Origin of the sequence: Microvirga sp. BSC39 (assembly GCF_000739015.1) — a bacterium.
In the GTDB taxonomy this organism is placed as follows: domain Bacteria; phylum Pseudomonadota; class Alphaproteobacteria; order Rhizobiales; family Beijerinckiaceae; genus Microvirga.
Window position 1 is genome coordinate 70301 of sequence record NZ_JPUG01000053.1, and the last position, 13604, is coordinate 83904.

The following is a 13604-nucleotide window of genomic DNA, read 5'->3' on the forward strand; positions in this document are numbered from 1 at the left end:
TCAATGCTTCAGCGTCATCGCCATCGAGAACGCACCGCTGCGGATCTTGTCCGGCAGGGTGGCGGCGTATTCCGCAACGGCCTCCTCGCCATAGGTGGCGACGAGCTCGGTGAAGGCCGCGAAGAGAGCGGCCTGGGCCATGCAGTCGCCGTCAAGCCCATCGAGCTCGGCTTCGGCGAAGGCTTCGGTCACATAGCTCAGGGCCGCCTGCTTGAGGGAGCTGAGGTTGGGCGATTCGTCGAGAAGGACGTCGTTGTCGTTCATGATCCAGGCCCCTTGAGGGGCGGCGCGAGTTCGGTTGAATCATTCTTAGACATCGCGCCGACCCGCCGCCAGCATCACCTTGCAAGGAGGTTAACGCGAGAGGCCTCCGGCCGAAAAATGTGGATAAGAGGCGCGGCTGCAACACCTCCGGATGCAGGGGCCTGCCTCCCGATCAGCCGCCGTAGCGACCGGTGATGCTGCGGGCGAGCTGCTCGCCTTCCGCCAGGAAGCGCACCGAGGCCTCCTGGGCCGACGGCGTGCAGACCCGATAGGTGAGGGCATAGGCCTGATAGCCCTTGTTGTAGGCGCCGGCGAGCCGCTCCTTGCGTCCCGGCGTCGATCCCTCGGCCTCCAGCAGAACCTGCATGCGCCGGCTCCATTCGGAAGCATCGGGAGCGCTGCAGAGGGGACGCAGCATGGCCAGCGACCCCATGATTTCGGCAAGCCGCAACAGCTCCTTCTCGTAAGGGGCTGGCGGCGGCTCGACCGCGGGCGCGGGTTCCGCCTGCTGCTGCGGAGGCTGCTGTTGCTGCTGCTGCTGGGGTGCCGGACGCTGCGATTGCGGCTGCGGCCTGCGCTGCTGCGGCTGCTGCTGGGGCGCAGGTTGCGGTCGGTATTGCTGCTGAGGAAGCGGCTGCGGCTGTGGGCGGTACTGGGGCTGCGGCCTGTATTGCGGCGGAACGCCCGGCTGCTGGCCCGGCGGAGGTCCGAACAAGCGGTCGAAGAAGCCTTGCGCTGCAGCCGGATGGGGGGCTGCGAGCAGCGCTGCGGGAACGGCGAGGATTAGGCCCAGGCGTTTCACGCCGCGCGATCCTCTCGCGCGATCCTGAAGGCCTGCTCCAGAATGCCGGCAAGTCCTGCCGTTAGCGGCAGATCGGCGATATCCCGTTCCGTAACCCAACGGATTTCCTTTGCTTCCGGACCTGTCTGGGGTTCGCCCGAAGCCCAGCGGGCCGCATGGGCGGCAATGACGACATGATGCCTTATATGGCCTTTCTCGTCCCTTTCAATGAATTCGACCGGGGCGATCAGGCTGATAAGCTTGGCCTCAACCCCGACCTCCTCGCGAAGTTCCCGCAAGGCCGCCTCGGCGAGCGTCTCGCCCACCTCGACCTTTCCTCCGGGCAGCGAAAACAGCCCTTCGCTCGGCGGCTTGCCCCGGGCGGCGAGCAGGATGTGCCCGTCGCGGATCACCGCCACGGAGGCGGCCAGAACGGGGCGGGAGGGATAGAAGCGGTCGTCGGTCATGGAGAGTGCCTGTCCTCCGCCGCAACATAGCGGGCGCGGGGTCGGATGAGGGTTGCCTGGCTGCGCTGCTCGATGGCGTGGGCGAGCCATCCGGCCGTGCGGGCGATGGCAAAGAGCGTAAAGGCAGCACCCACGGGTAGTCCATAGGCCCGCTCCATCATGACCAGTGCCACGTCGATGCTGGGCGAACCGCCGGAGGCAGTCGTCACGGCCCGCAGGGTCGTGGCGTCGGAGGCGAGCAGGGGCACGTTCTGCAGCAGGGCACGAGCCCGGGGATCGCCGTCCGGATAGAGGCGATGGCGGAAGCCGGGGTGGGGTGCCGTTCCGGGGGAATTCAGAAAGGCCCGAACCCTCTCGGTCATGCCCCCGTGATAGGGGCCGCTCAGGGCCGCGAGGCCCGCGACGACTGCATGGCGCAGGGAGGCGCCGGTCGAGGCCGTGACCCGAACGGCAAAGGCCGAGGAGCTGAGCTCGTGATCGGCGCAGAGAACGAGTGCGCGCCGGATCGCCTCGGCGGCTTGCGGCGGGGCCTTCCAGGCGAAGGCCAGGTGCCGATGGATCGGCTCCGTGCCGGGATCGCTGCCGCTCGCGGCCGCCGCCGTCATGCGTAGGATCGCCGCCACCTCGGCCGCCCGGGTCTCCCGTCCGGAAGGCTCGGACAGGAGGCGGATGGCCTGTGCCACGAAGGCATGCGGCCCGAAGGCAGGGGCGGGCAGGGACGGCGGCATGGGGGAAGGGCGGTTGAAGGTGTCGGGGTCGAGGGCGCCGATCAGGAGGTGCGCGATATCTTCGAGGGTGGCGGCCTGCGCAAGGGCGACCGCATCCTGTCCCCGGTAGAACAGCCGCCCGTCCCTGATCTGCGTGATGCCCGTCTCCAGCACCGGCAGGCCCCAATCGAGGGCGGTCGCGGCTGCGACGGTGGGGCGGCGGAACCGCGCCTTGCGTTCCACCAGGGCCTCAACGTCGTCGAGGGCATAAAGGCGCTGGCGCGGATCGTGCGGCGAGGAGAAGGAGCGGATCAGGCCCCGGCTCACATAAGCGTAGAGGCTCGCGCGGCTGATGCCGAGGCGGGACGCGGCCTCTTCGGCCGAGGTGAGATCAAGGGATGCAGCATCCATATGTTGATATGTTGATTCAAGGTTGACCCGTCCGCAAGGCCGGCGCGAAGCTCCCCACAAGGAAGGAGAGCATTCATGACGATCGGATTGGACGACGTGGTGGCCGCCGAGACCAGCTTGAGCCATGTGGACGGCGAGGCAGGTCGCTTGATCATCGCGGGGCACGACCTGAAGGAGTTGGCTGGCCGGGTGGCTTTCGAGGATGCGGTGGCGATGCTCTGGAGGGGCCTCGTTCCGGACGCTGGCGACCCACGCGCGGTTCTCGGCAAGGCCCGTGAGAGGGCTTACGGATACCTCGCGCCGCTTTCCCCGCAACTCGCCGGTCTCACGCCCATCGAGGGCATGCGGCTGCTGCTGGCGAGCCTGCCCGATGCGGACGAGGACCATCCGGCTCTCGCCGTCGGCGCGGCAGGCGTTGCGGCCGCCATGGCGGTGCGCGGGGCGCAGGGCCTTGCACCGGTGGCGCCCGATGCCTCCCTGGGCCATGCGGCCGACATCCTGCACATGATGCGGGCTGCGCCCGTCGAGGCCACTGAGGTGCTGGGCCTCGACACCTATCTCGTGACGGTGATCGACCATGGGCTCAATGCCTCGACCTTCGCGGCCCGGGTGGTCGCCTCGACGCAGGCGGGCATCCTCTCGTCCGTGGTGGCTGGGCTGTGCGCTCTCAAAGGTCCATTGCACGGCGGGGCGCCGGGGCCGGTGCTCGATATGCTGGATGCGATCGGCTCCATCGACCATGCGGAGGCCTGGCTCGACGATGCGATGAGCCGGGGTGAGCGCCTCATGGGCTTCGGCCACCGCATCTATAAGGTGCGCGACCCGCGCGCGGACGTGCTCATGGCGGCCGTCGGGCGGCTGAAGGGTAAGAGCAACCGCATCGCCTTCGCGGAGGCCGTCGAGGCCACGGCCCTCAAGGTGCTGGAGCGCCGCAAGCCCGGACGCCGGCTCGACACCAACGTGGAGTTCTACACCGCCATCCTGCTCGATTCCTTAAGCGTCCCGCGCGAGGGCTTCACGCCGCTCTTCGCCGCAGGCCGCACCGCGGGCTGGGTGGCCCACGCCATCGAGCAGACCCGCACCGGCCGCATCATCCGGCCGCAATCGCGCTATGTGGGAGCCTGGCCCGCCCAGGCGGCGTGACATCGCCCTGTTGCCCTCGCGATAGGGCCGAGTCGCCTGATCGAAGGAGCGTACGCGCCCTAAAGCATCGGACCCGAAAGTGGATTTGCACTTTTGGGGTTCATCCGATGCTTCCTTCGCAAGGGAGAGCATCGTGCGAAAAACCGGTCTACTTCTTCGCACGATGCCCGAGTGCCTGTGGAGACAGTGGATAGCGGGAGCAACCCGCATTTTGGGCCTTTGGGAACGAAAACCTGTCACAGGTCCCGGAGTTTGCTTCCCGGATGGGGCGTGATGGCAAAGGAGGGGCGCGATGGGACGCCGCTACTTCTACCACATGACGGATGGAATGGCCTTGATCGTGGACAGGCAGGGCCGTCGGTCCCGGTCCAGGAAGCAAGTCGAGCCCGAGGCGCTTTGCTTCGCCCGGCAGCTCATGCAGGAAGCCCCGCCCCAGGTCGATTGGTCGGACTGGCAGGTGAGCGTTCATGACCAAGACGGCTATGCGGTGGCGCATCTGCCGTTCCCGGCGAACCACGCCTGATCAGGGCAGCCGCTCCTGTTCGCCTGGATCTCCTCGGCAGCGTCGACTGCCCTCTTTCGGTCCGTGCCTCACGCGGGCGGCGGTCCGAGGAACTCGACGCCGTAGCGGCCTGCAATCTCCACAATCTGAGGCATGTCTCGCGACGGAGTGAGACCGAGCCGCTCGACCTCGATGAAGAAGCCGTCCCCTTCGCCAGGGGTCAGGGTGATCAGCAGTTGCCCCTCGCCGGGGCCAATGTTCTTGAAGGTGTGCGGAGCCCCCTTCGGGATCAGGACGGTGTCACCGTCCGTCAGGTCCTGAACCTCTCCCGTGCACCAGAAGCGGAACTGGCCGGCGAGCACGCGGAACATCTCCTGTTCCCTGTGATGCACATGCATCGGCGGACCGGCCCCAGCCGGAACGGTTTCAATCCAATGGGAGAAGGCCCCATTGGATTCATCGGAGCGAACCAGGAAGGTGCGCTGCAGATCGAAGGTTTGATTGCTGGTGCCTTCGCCAACCCGCCGGACGAGTGCTCTGTCTCCCGAACCCTGATCCATCATCTCGCCTCGTGGTTCTCATGGCATCCGAATCGAAGCTAACACGCGAGCTTCGCGGTTTGAGAGGGGAATTTCGGGCGATGGCAGGGCAGTGAGTTCGGAGATGGCGTGGTGTCGCGGGGCTAGGTCATGCTGCCTTTGTGATCGGGAAGGGGAGTACCTGAGCGGGTTCGGGGCTCTTCAGAGCCTGCAGCACCTCGAGGACCCTCATGGGCGCCAGCGGCGGGATGAAGACCGCGTGTGCAGACGGCTTCTCCGCCGGATCCAGATCCGAGAGCAGAAGCGCAGGCCGGGCGGGGTGATGCTCGTGGTACTCGTCGGCAAGGATCCATCCGCAGACGAGCCCAGGCAGGCTGACCTTGCTCACGAGCCAGGCGATCTCTTCGCCCAGCTGGCACAGGATCAGCAAGGCCCGATCCGCCGCCGGTGCAGCGATGACATCGAAGCCACCGGCCTGGAGCAGTTGCGTCAGGAGTTCGCGGGTGAGCGCATCATCTTCGACAACAAGGACCGTGGCCTTGGAACGGGAAGCGGAGACCATTCTGGTTTCCTCCAGATGATGCCCGAGTCTCCGCCTGATCCGATTAATAGCGGCTTAATCGAGGGGGCCTTTTTGAGTGATCGTCCTGAAGGGCTGTTGCGGTGGTGTCGCGGGGGTACGTGCTACGGTGGCTATGACAGGGAAGTGTGAAAGTGATCTTTTGCTCTCCTTGCCGAACAGCACATCCACATAGAACTTTCCATGGATCTCCTGGTATCTTCCGGTAGAGCTACTTCGGGCCACAGGTAGTAAACCGGACGAAGACAAGCATAATTAGCATTATTTCTAGCGCGTTCGTCCGCCATCACTGCTCCGATGAGGCTGTAATCACGAGGATATCGGGACCATCCCCCTTTTGGCGTATGCATCGGGAACCTCGTCCTGTGCGTTTCCTGAACTAAGCAGCCCGATACAGCTGGGGAGGGCCTGACGCCCCAGCTCCCTAGGTCGTCAAAGGAAAGGTACCGACCATGAAAAGCCTTGTTCTCCTCCTGGCGCTTGCAGCCACTCCCGCAGCCGCACAGGCCGAGCGCGTTACGCTGCGTAGCCTTCACGTCCTTTGCTCGACAGCGGACACGGCAAACCGCTTGAACGAATTGCGCAGCAACAACAGCGCTTGGATAGCACAGGTCAAATCGGAGACTGCTCAGAAACGCTGCACGATCCTGCCAGAAGCCACGAACGTGTGGGTGGAGAGCCGCTCCGGAGCACTGGCCTGTGCCAAAGGCGATGACATGCCCACCTGCGGATGGACCGTGCTCGACGCGACCTGATAGCTCCACAGGTCAATGGGGGCCTAGCCTCCCCTGAAGTCCTATCCCTCTGGAAGGGAGGAGGGAGGGGTTGAAGAGGCATTCGGGCATCAATTCGAGTCCGCAGTTCTGGCCATCCAGAAGCGCTGTTCCCCCATCGTATTATGACGATGAAACAAGCTTTCTCATCCATGAACTCGATGTGGACCGTAGCACGGTGCGTCACCAACTCTTCCACGAGCCGGCTCTTGGCCTCCTGCTTCATCCGGTTCTCGCTCATCCCCGCTCTCCTTCCAGAGAGCGGCCCGGCTCGCACAGGCGGCGTGACGCTTCCTACTGCACCGCCTCGTCCGGCCGCTGCGCAAGGCACGGATCAAGCACGATGAAATCCGAGTTCGGGCGGCTGTAGCCGCCGGCCACCGTCACCACGTCGCCGACCTTCATGTCGTTGGTCTGGTAGGTGACGCAGAGCACCTTAGGGGCGGGCGCGGTGCCGCACAGGCCGAGATAGGCCAGCGTCCCGTCGAAATGCACGTAGGCGAGGGACCCCGTGACGCTGAAATCCACCCGGGTCTCGCCGGTCTCGCGATCCTTCGTCAGCTCCCGCACCTCATGGCATTGCGCCCGATAGGAGGGGTGCATGTCCGGATCGGCAAACGGGTTTCTGTCAGGGCCTTCCTGGCTCGACGCTCCCATCACTGAGCCGGTCGTCAGCGCCGCGATGAAAAGGCTCTGCATCGGCGACGGGGCATGGATCACCTTCAGACGTGCTGGCCGCCGTTGATGTGAAGCTCCGCGCCGTTCACGTAGGAACTCGCATCCGTGCAGAGGAAGTAGATCGCCTTCGCCACTTCGTCCGGCGTGCCGAGGCGGCGCATCGGCAATTGCTCGACGATCTTGTCCGTCCCCGGCGACAGGATCGCGGTGTCGATCTCGCCGGGCGAGATGGCGTTCACGCGCACGCCCAGCGGGCCGAAATCACCCGCCATCTCGCGGGTGAGCGAGGCGAGCGCCGCCTTGGAGGTGGCATAGGCCGCGCCCGCGAAGGGATGGACGCGCGAGCCCGCGATGGAGGTCACGTTGACCACCGAGCCCTTGGCCTTGGTGAGCTCGTCCTGAAGGCCGCGGGCCAGCATGATCGAGGCGAAGAAGTTGACCTGGAACACCCGCAGCCAGTCCTCGTAGCGGGTGTCGAGCGTTCCCATCCGCGAGCCGCCTTCGCCCTTGGGCGAGATGCCCGCATTGTTGACGAGCGCGTGCAGGCAGCCGCCTTCGGCGGCCAGACGCTCCTTCACCTCGGCGATGGCGCGGCGGGTGTCCTGTGCATCGGCGAGATCGACCTGCAGGTGATCCTCAGGCCCCATCTCCCACGGGCAGTTCTCGGGGAAGCCGTGGCGCGAGCAGGTGATCACCCGCCACCCGGCCGCGGAGAAGCGCTTGACCGTGGCGTGCCCGATGCCGCGGCTCGCACCGGTGAGCAGCATGATGCGGCGGGAATTGCTGGGCGAAGAGGACATGAAAATCTCTCGTGCGAGGGTGCCGACCCTTAGACCTGTTCAGGGTCAGGGTCTACGGCCAAGAATATCGGTCAAGGGTAGAGCCGCACCTTCCGCCAGCCGTCGCCGTCGCGGGTGAACACCACCCGGTCGTGCAGGCGGAACGGCTTGTCCTGCCAGAACTCGATGGAAACGGGCGCGATGCGGAAGCCGGTCCAGTGAGGCGGGCGCGGGATCTCGCCCACGGCGTATTTGGCCGTGTTCAGGGCCACGGCCTTCTCGAGGGCGAAGCGGCTCTCCAGCGGGCGGGACTGCTGGCTCGCCCAGGCTCCGATGCGGCTGTCGCGGGGGCGGCTCTGGAAATAGGCGTCCGCCTCCTGGTCGCTCACCAGCGTCACAGGGCCGCGGGCGCGCACCTGACGGCGCAGGCTCTTCCAATGCAGCACAAGGGCGGCCTTCTGCTGGCCCAGGAGCTCGCGGCCCTTGTTGGATTCCGTGTTGGTGTAGAATACGAAGCCGTTCTCGTCGAAACCCTTGAGCAGCACCATGCGCACGTTCGGCAGCCCGGTCTCGTCCACGGTGGCGAGCGCCATGGCGTTGGGATCGTTCGGTTCGGAACTTTCCGCCTCCTTCATCCAGGCCTGGAAGAGGGCGAAGGGCTCGTCCGATTCAGTGAAGTCACCAGTTATTAACCCGCTCACTGTTTTATCTCGTTCTGTGACTTTTGGTTCTGGGGGGGACCCAACGCGTGACGTGGATCAATCCGCGCCGTTATAGATCAGATGGCTTCGCTGGCGAAGCCATGAAAATCCTGGTCGTGGGCCTGCTCGCCCTGTCGACGAGCGCCTGCGGCATGTCCCTTGGATTGTCGGCCCTCGACGAGGACGGACCCAAGGCGACGGGCGCGATCGCGTCGAAGACCGACATCACCCTCTCGGCCGATCTGGACGAGGAGGACTGGCGGCGGGCCAAGGCGGCGCTCGCCGTCGCTCTCGATCCGCAGGGGCCCGGCACCCAGGTCTCCTGGGACAACCCGGCCACATCCCGAAAGGGCACCTTCACCCCGATGGGCGCGCCCTTCGTGAAGAACGACGAAATCTGCCGCGCCTTCTCGGCTCATCTGAGCGGCCCGTCCGTGAGCACCCTGCAGGGCACGGCCTGCCGGCCCTCGGGCAGCGAATGGGTTCTCAAGGAGATCAAGCCGGTGAAGGGCACGGCCAAAGTCTAGCTGCTCCCAGGTCCGGCGTTGCAAGCGGGCAACACTTTGCCCATATGACCGTCAAACCAGTGAGCCTCCAGGCTCTTCATCTGACGGTTCAGGATTCCACATGCGCAACCCCTACGACGTTCTTGGCGTGTCCCGCTCTGCGAGCGAAGCGGACATCAAGAAGGCGTTCCGCAAGCTCGCCAAGACCTATCATCCGGACAGCAACACGAACGACCCCAAGGCCAAGGACAAGTTCGCCGAGGCGAATTCGGCCTATGAGATCCTGGGCGATGCGCAAAAGCGCGCCCAGTTCGACCGGGGCGAGATCGACGCCGAGGGCAAGCCGCGCTTCTCCGGTTTCGAGGGGTTCGGCGGCGGCCGGGGCGGGGCGGAGGGTTTCTCCGGCTTCGGCGGCGGCAATCCCTTCGGCGGGCGGCGCAGCAAGAGCGGTTTCGGGGCCGATCCGGGCGAGGACTTCTTCTCCCAGATCTTCGAGAACGCCTTCCGGGCCGGGGGCGAGAGCCCGCGCCAGGCCCGCGGCCGTCCCCGGCAGCAGAAGGGCGAGGATGTCGAAGCGACGCTCACGGTCACCCTTGAGGAAATCGCCGCCGAAGCGAAGAAGCGGGTCAGGCTTCCCACCGGCCGGGATGTGGACGTGGTCATTCCCAAGGGCGTCGCCGACGGTCAGGTGATCCGCCTGCGTGGCTTAGGGCAGGGCGCCCCCGGAATCGATCCGGGCGATGCGCTGCTGACCATCGCGTTCGCCCCCCATGAACGCTTCACCCCGGAGGGCGCCGACCTGCGGCTGCGCCTGCCGGTCGAGATCGAGGAGGCCGTGCTCGGCGGGTCGGTGCGCGTGCCGACGCTCACCGGCACGGTGGAGATGAAGATCCCGCCGCTGACCAATTCCGGCCGCACCTTCCGCCTGCGCGGCAAGGGCCTGCCGGGCAAGACCGGCCATGGCGACCTTCTCGTGACCACGGAGATCAGGCTCCCGGAGATCGTGGACGAGGACCTGATGGACTATGCCCGCAGACGCCTCTCGGCCAAGGCGAAGTGAAGCAAAACTTCGGCTGGGCTGTTTCTGATCGCTTGCGTAACCCTCCACTGTCATTCCGGGGCGCCGGAGGCGAGCCCGGAATCCATAGACGCTGACGGTGCAGAAAGAGGCGCAACGCTGCTCGCCCTCTCCGGAAATGTCGTGGTTATGGATTCCGGGCTCCGCTGCGCGGCCCCGGAATGACAGTGGGGGTACCGTCGCTCTAACCCAGATCGCTGACCATCTACCGGCGATCCCGCGATGAGAATGCCAAGAGGGCTTCCCCGTGGACGATGGGTCGGTTAAAGAGGCCGTTCTTATTTGAACTATCCAGCGACGATCTAGGTGAACTATGGCGGAGACAAAGGCCACCGGCATTCTGGCCGGCAAGCGTGGCTTGGTGATGGGCGTGGCGAACAACCGTTCCATCGCCTGGGGCATTGCGCAGGCGGCCCGCCAGCACGGGGCGGAGCTCGCCTTCACCTATCAGGGCGATGCCTTGAAGAAGCGCGTCGAGCCCCTGGCCAAGGAACTCGATGCCCATGTGGTCGGCCATTGCGACGTGACGGACGGCGCCACCATCGATGCGGTGTTCGAGGAAGTGAAGCGCCTCTGGGGCTCCATCGACTTCGTGGTCCACTGCATCGCCTTCTCGGATAAGGACGAGCTGACGGGCCGTTATGTGGAGACCTCCGAGGGCAACTTCACTAAGTCCCTGCTGATCTCCTGCTATTCCTTCACGGCCATCGCGCAGCGGGCCGAGAAGCTGATGAACGAGGGCGGCTCGCTCCTCACGCTCACCTATTACGGCGCCGAGAAGTGGATGCCGCACTACAACGTCATGGGCGTGGCGAAGGCGGCCCTCGAGGCCTCCGTGCGCTATCTGGCGGCCGACCTGGGCCCCAAGAACATCCGCGTCAACGCCATCTCGGCGGGCCCAATCAAGACGCTCGCGGCTTCGGGCATCGGCGACTTCCGCTATATCCTCAAGTGGAACGAGTACAACTCGCCGCTGCGCCGCACGGTGACCATCGAGGAGGTCGGCGAGACGGCCGCCTATCTCGTGTCCGACATGTCCCGCGGCATGACGGGCGAGATCCTGCACGTGGATGCGGGCTACCACGTGGTCGGCATGAAGAACCCGGAAGCCCCGGACCTGTCCCTCGACAAAGACTGAGCCTTAAGTCAACGCGTAACCGGAACCCGCCGTGACCCCGTCCCGCCCCACGATCTACTTCATTCGCCATGGCGAGACGGACTGGAACCTCGAAGGCAGGCTCCAGGGGCAGAAGGACATTCCGCTCAACGATGTCGGGCGCGTCCAAGCCGACGAGGCGGGCCGCAAGCTGAAGGCCCTCGCGCCCCACGTGGAGGACCTCGCCTATATTGCGAGCCCCATGACCCGCACCCGCGAGACCATGGAGATTCTGCGGGGGACCCTGGGCCTGCACCCGGAATCCTACAAGCTGGACGAGCGCCTCGTGGAGCTGACCTTCGGCTCCTGGGAGGGGATGACCTGGAAGGAAGTGCGCAAGGCGGAGCCGTCACTGGCGGCGCTCCGCGAGCGGGACAAGTGGCACTACGCCCCGCCCGGCGGCGGCGAGAGCTACGCCATGCTGGTCGACCGCATCCGCCCCGTCCTCGATGACCTCACCCGCGACACGGTGGTGGTGGCCCATGGCGGCGTCGCCCGCGCCTTCCTCGCCATCGCCTGCGGGGTCAACGCCCGCCAGGCCGCCAGCATGGACATCTGGCAGGGGCGGGTGCTCGTGATCGAGGGGCGCGATCACCGCTGGGTGTGAGGAAATCGCCGTTGTTTGTCGGCTTTAGAGCTCGGCCTTCACTGAGGGGTTGCCTGCTGACCGCTGCTGCTTTGAGGCGTGCTGGGCATCGGGATTACCGGGTTGGGCCGAGCCAATAAACTGGTCAGCCACCTAATCTTATAGGTGAGTTCTCCAATCCACCTACTAATAGTCTTGTAGTTTTCTGGCTCGGCTGCCGCTTCTTCTCTGAATAAGATGTCAGATTTTTTATAGAATTCGAGAGCTTTCTCAACATCTACAGGGAAGACTTGCCCGTTTTCATGCATTAATCCAAGATTCCAATGCGCATATGCCTCGCCACTCTCTGCGGCTGATGTAAACCATTTAATGGCCTCATTATAATCTCTTTGGACCCCATGGCCTTCACGAAAAATTACACCAATGTTGTTTTTCGCTCTGATGTTTCCAAGCTCCGCTGCAGCGAGCCACCACTTAAGAGCTGCTGCATAATCTTGGCGTAACCCCTCGCCCCTGAAATAAAGCGTGCCCAAGACGAGCATAGCTGTAGGGTCGCCCTGCTCTGCGGTGGGTTTAGCGAGCTCCAACGCATGGAGATGCTTCCCAGTGACGTAGGCACGCCTAGCTTCTGTACCGGAAGCCATCGCTTGCTGTGGGCACAACAGACATAGCAAGATCACAGATGCAAAAAGGCGGCAGCTCAGATCGCTTGTCTTCGGTTTCATCAAACACCCTCCATGTCGCATGTTGTAACATACAGTAGCGTGGATATGACGAAACTAGTTCCTGGATCCGCGTGACAATGAATTCTTGAAGAGCAAACTGAACAGCAATTCGTTCGGGCTGACATTGGTCGGTAGACGCGATCACCACTCGGCATTACGGGGTGAGATGCGACAACCTTCACCGCGCTCCCGCGTTGAAGGACATGCAATACATCTGCGACGCTCCGGGCTCGACGACTTGGTTTCTCATCGAAACCGAAGGGGAGGCTGCGCTCGAATCCGACGCCATGAATCATGCGGTCGAGAAGCACTTCCGTCTCGCCTGGGAGGCGGCCACCCAGACCTACCGGTCCACGTCGAGTTCGTTCGTCGAGAAGAACATTGGCCTCAAGGCTCACGTGCAGCGCGTCATGCCGCTGTTCCTGACCCTGCGCGATGCGGAGGGGCAGGCGCTCGTCACGGCTATGCTGCCGCCGGGCGGGCGCCCTGATCCGACCTTCAGGATCATCATCGTCGGGCCGGAGAACCGCGATCCTTATCTCGAGCAGGGGGAAGCCATCCGGACGCTGGGCGAGCATTTCGGCCTCACCCTCGACCGAAGCCGTTGCTACCCGTATCGCTGAACGCCCCTGACGCTCATGGCCTGTACGGATCGGATCCGCCTGGAATAATGTCGATCATCAACCCCGAGGGAACTGTCCCGTATGCGGGGATGACCGCCTCATTCGACCATGCAGGAGACCGCCGTGAATCAAGGGATCGCCCATATTGCCCTTGTGGTCCGGGACTACGACGAGGCCATCGACTTCTATGTGAACAAGCTCCGTTTCGAACTGGTCGAGGACACGTACCAGCCGGAGCAGGACAAGCGCTGGGTGGTGGTCAGGCCGCAGGGCCAGGGGAGCGCCTCGCTGCTGCTGGCACGGGCATCCAATGCCCATCAGGAGACCTTCATCGGTAATCAGGCCGGCGGCCGCATTTTCCTGTTCCTGCGGACCGACGACTTCTGGCGCGACCATGCCGCCATGATGGAGGCCGGCATCGCATTCGTCCGGAAGCCCAAGCAGGCGGACTACGGCATCGTTGCCGTGTTCAAGGATCTCTACGGCAATCTGTGGGACCTCGTTCAATTCACCGACGGCCGCCCCTGATCACCCGCCGCGTCATCCCCGGACTTGTTCCGGGGGTCCACGTTTTCCCTTTGCGCCTCTCCAGCCTCATCCTGAGG

General features: G+C 64.5%; 19 protein-coding genes. 9 read left to right on the forward strand and 10 right to left on the reverse strand.

Going from position 1 to position 13604, the window contains the following annotated elements:
- The 4 genes from MA07_RS07590 to MA07_RS07605 all read right to left on the reverse strand — a co-directional run bounded on the left by MA07_RS07590 (nucleotide 1) and on the right by MA07_RS07605 (nucleotide 2630).
- Nucleotides 1-264, reverse strand: a complete 264-nt coding sequence (locus MA07_RS07590) for a hypothetical protein (protein ID WP_036348814.1) — start codon at nucleotides 262-264, stop codon at nucleotides 1-3.
- A 172-nt stretch (nucleotides 265-436) separates the two neighbouring features.
- Nucleotides 437-1066: a TIGR02301 family protein gene (locus MA07_RS07595; protein WP_244445185.1), complete on the reverse strand. Its 630-nt coding sequence runs from the start codon at nucleotides 1064-1066 to the stop codon at nucleotides 437-439.
- Entirely contained in the window at nucleotides 1063-1512 is a 450-nt protein-coding gene (locus MA07_RS07600) for an NUDIX hydrolase (RefSeq protein ID WP_036348817.1), read from the reverse strand. Before MA07_RS07600 ends, MA07_RS07595 begins: the two co-directional genes overlap by 4 nt.
- Entirely contained in the window at nucleotides 1509-2630 is a 1122-nt protein-coding gene (locus tag MA07_RS07605) for a citrate synthase family protein (protein ID WP_036348820.1), read from the reverse strand. Before MA07_RS07605 ends, MA07_RS07600 begins: the two co-directional genes overlap by 4 nt.
- A 75-nt stretch (nucleotides 2631-2705) precedes the next feature.
- Here MA07_RS07605 and MA07_RS07610 point away from each other — a divergent pair, with 75 nt between their 5' ends.
- Both MA07_RS07610 and MA07_RS07615 read left to right on the forward strand, forming a co-directional pair.
- Nucleotides 2706-3773: a citrate synthase/methylcitrate synthase gene (locus MA07_RS07610; protein WP_036348823.1), complete on the forward strand. Its 1068-nt coding sequence runs from the start codon at nucleotides 2706-2708 to the stop codon at nucleotides 3771-3773.
- Between the two features lie 292 nt (nucleotides 3774-4065).
- Nucleotides 4066-4296 (forward strand): hypothetical protein, encoded by a 231-nt coding sequence (locus tag MA07_RS07615; protein ID WP_036348824.1) that lies wholly within the window; start codon nucleotides 4066-4068, stop codon nucleotides 4294-4296.
- Nucleotides 4297-4364: 68 nt separating this feature from the next.
- Here the strand turns inward: MA07_RS07615 and MA07_RS07620 are convergent, their stop codons facing one another.
- Nucleotides 4365-4835, reverse strand: a complete 471-nt coding sequence (locus MA07_RS07620; RefSeq protein WP_160195401.1) for a cupin domain-containing protein — start codon at nucleotides 4833-4835, stop codon at nucleotides 4365-4367.
- Between the two features lie 127 nt (nucleotides 4836-4962).
- On the reverse strand, nucleotides 4963-5376 hold the full coding sequence (locus MA07_RS27595) for a response regulator (RefSeq protein ID WP_052002921.1): 414 nt from the start codon (nucleotides 5374-5376) through the stop codon (nucleotides 4963-4965).
- A 470-nt stretch (nucleotides 5377-5846) separates the two neighbouring features.
- On the opposite strand from MA07_RS27595, the gene MA07_RS07630 reads away from it, so the two are divergent.
- Nucleotides 5847-6149 carry a hypothetical protein gene (locus MA07_RS07630; RefSeq protein WP_036348826.1) on the forward strand — a complete coding sequence of 101 codons (303 nt, stop codon included), beginning with the start codon at nucleotides 5847-5849 and terminating at the stop codon, nucleotides 6147-6149.
- 312 nt (nucleotides 6150-6461) lie between these two features.
- Here MA07_RS07630 and MA07_RS07635 read toward each other — a convergent pair whose 3' ends face one another.
- The 3 genes from MA07_RS07635 to pdxH form a co-directional block, all read right to left on the reverse strand.
- Nucleotides 6462-6887 carry a hypothetical protein gene (locus tag MA07_RS07635; protein WP_152568769.1) on the reverse strand — a complete coding sequence of 142 codons (426 nt, stop codon included), beginning with the start codon at nucleotides 6885-6887 and terminating at the stop codon, nucleotides 6462-6464.
- A 2-nt stretch (nucleotides 6888-6889) separates the two neighbouring features.
- The gene (locus tag MA07_RS07640) at nucleotides 6890-7645 is read right to left on the reverse strand and encodes an SDR family oxidoreductase (protein WP_036348830.1); all 756 of its coding nucleotides are present in this window, start codon (nucleotides 7643-7645) and stop codon (nucleotides 6890-6892) included.
- A 71-nt stretch (nucleotides 7646-7716) separates the two neighbouring features.
- Nucleotides 7717-8325 carry a pyridoxamine 5'-phosphate oxidase gene (gene pdxH, locus MA07_RS07645; RefSeq protein ID WP_036348833.1) on the reverse strand — a complete coding sequence of 203 codons (609 nt, stop codon included), beginning with the start codon at nucleotides 8323-8325 and terminating at the stop codon, nucleotides 7717-7719.
- Nucleotides 8326-8426: 101 nt separating this feature from the next.
- On the opposite strand from pdxH, the gene MA07_RS07650 reads away from it, so the two are divergent.
- From MA07_RS07650 to MA07_RS07665, 4 genes are all read left to right on the forward strand, one after another.
- Nucleotides 8427-8852, forward strand: coding sequence for an RT0821/Lpp0805 family surface protein (locus tag MA07_RS07650; protein WP_036348835.1), 426 nt, complete (start codon nucleotides 8427-8429; stop codon nucleotides 8850-8852).
- A gap of 100 nt (nucleotides 8853-8952) precedes the next feature.
- Complete coding sequence (locus tag MA07_RS07655; RefSeq protein ID WP_036348838.1) at nucleotides 8953-9891, forward strand: J domain-containing protein; 939 nt, start codon at nucleotides 8953-8955, stop codon at nucleotides 9889-9891.
- Nucleotides 9892-10222: 331 nt separating this feature from the next.
- A complete protein-coding gene (fabI, locus tag MA07_RS07660) occupies nucleotides 10223-11047 on the forward strand; it encodes an enoyl-ACP reductase FabI (RefSeq protein ID WP_036348841.1) in 825 nt (274 codons plus the stop codon).
- A 31-nt stretch (nucleotides 11048-11078) separates the two neighbouring features.
- Entirely contained in the window at nucleotides 11079-11672 is a 594-nt protein-coding gene (locus MA07_RS07665; protein WP_036348844.1) for a histidine phosphatase family protein, read from the forward strand.
- 38 nt (nucleotides 11673-11710) lie between these two features.
- Here MA07_RS07665 and MA07_RS27600 read toward each other — a convergent pair whose 3' ends face one another.
- Nucleotides 11711-12376 carry a tetratricopeptide repeat protein gene (locus tag MA07_RS27600; protein ID WP_052002922.1) on the reverse strand — a complete coding sequence of 222 codons (666 nt, stop codon included), beginning with the start codon at nucleotides 12374-12376 and terminating at the stop codon, nucleotides 11711-11713.
- Between the two features lie 203 nt (nucleotides 12377-12579).
- On the opposite strand from MA07_RS27600, the gene MA07_RS07675 reads away from it, so the two are divergent.
- Nucleotides 12580-12999: a hypothetical protein gene (locus tag MA07_RS07675; RefSeq protein ID WP_036348847.1), complete on the forward strand. Its 420-nt coding sequence runs from the start codon at nucleotides 12580-12582 to the stop codon at nucleotides 12997-12999.
- A gap of 123 nt (nucleotides 13000-13122) precedes the next feature.
- Complete coding sequence (locus tag MA07_RS07680) at nucleotides 13123-13527, forward strand: VOC family protein (protein WP_036349115.1); 405 nt, start codon at nucleotides 13123-13125, stop codon at nucleotides 13525-13527.
- Nucleotides 13528-13604: the final 77 nt, after the last annotated feature.

Coding starts and splice junctions, on each gene's coding strand:
- MA07_RS07590 (WP_036348814.1), bottom strand. CDS start 264: ATGAACGACAACGACGTCCTTCTCGACGAATCGCCCAACCTCAGCTCC.
- MA07_RS07600 (WP_036348817.1), bottom strand. CDS start 1,512: ATGACCGACGACCGCTTCTATCCCTCCCGCCCCGTTCTGGCCGCCTCC.
- MA07_RS07605 (WP_036348820.1), bottom strand. CDS start 2,630: ATGGATGCTGCATCCCTTGATCTCACCTCGGCCGAAGAGGCCGCGTCC.
- MA07_RS07610 (WP_036348823.1), top strand. CDS start 2,706: ATGACGATCGGATTGGACGACGTGGTGGCCGCCGAGACCAGCTTGAGC.
- MA07_RS07615 (WP_036348824.1), top strand. CDS start 4,066: ATGGGACGCCGCTACTTCTACCACATGACGGATGGAATGGCCTTGATC.
- MA07_RS07620 (WP_160195401.1), bottom strand. CDS start 4,835: ATGGATCAGGGTTCGGGAGACAGAGCACTCGTCCGGCGGGTTGGCGAA.
- MA07_RS27595 (WP_052002921.1), bottom strand. CDS start 5,376: ATGGTCTCCGCTTCCCGTTCCAAGGCCACGGTCCTTGTTGTCGAAGAT.
- MA07_RS07630 (WP_036348826.1), top strand. CDS start 5,847: ATGAAAAGCCTTGTTCTCCTCCTGGCGCTTGCAGCCACTCCCGCAGCC.
- MA07_RS07640 (WP_036348830.1), bottom strand. CDS start 7,645: ATGTCCTCTTCGCCCAGCAATTCCCGCCGCATCATGCTGCTCACCGGT.
- MA07_RS07650 (WP_036348835.1), top strand. CDS start 8,427: ATGAAAATCCTGGTCGTGGGCCTGCTCGCCCTGTCGACGAGCGCCTGC.
- MA07_RS07655 (WP_036348838.1), top strand. CDS start 8,953: ATGCGCAACCCCTACGACGTTCTTGGCGTGTCCCGCTCTGCGAGCGAA.
- fabI (WP_036348841.1), top strand. CDS start 10,223: ATGGCGGAGACAAAGGCCACCGGCATTCTGGCCGGCAAGCGTGGCTTG.
- MA07_RS27600 (WP_052002922.1), bottom strand. CDS start 12,376: ATGAAACCGAAGACAAGCGATCTGAGCTGCCGCCTTTTTGCATCTGTG.
- MA07_RS07675 (WP_036348847.1), top strand. CDS start 12,580: ATGCAATACATCTGCGACGCTCCGGGCTCGACGACTTGGTTTCTCATC.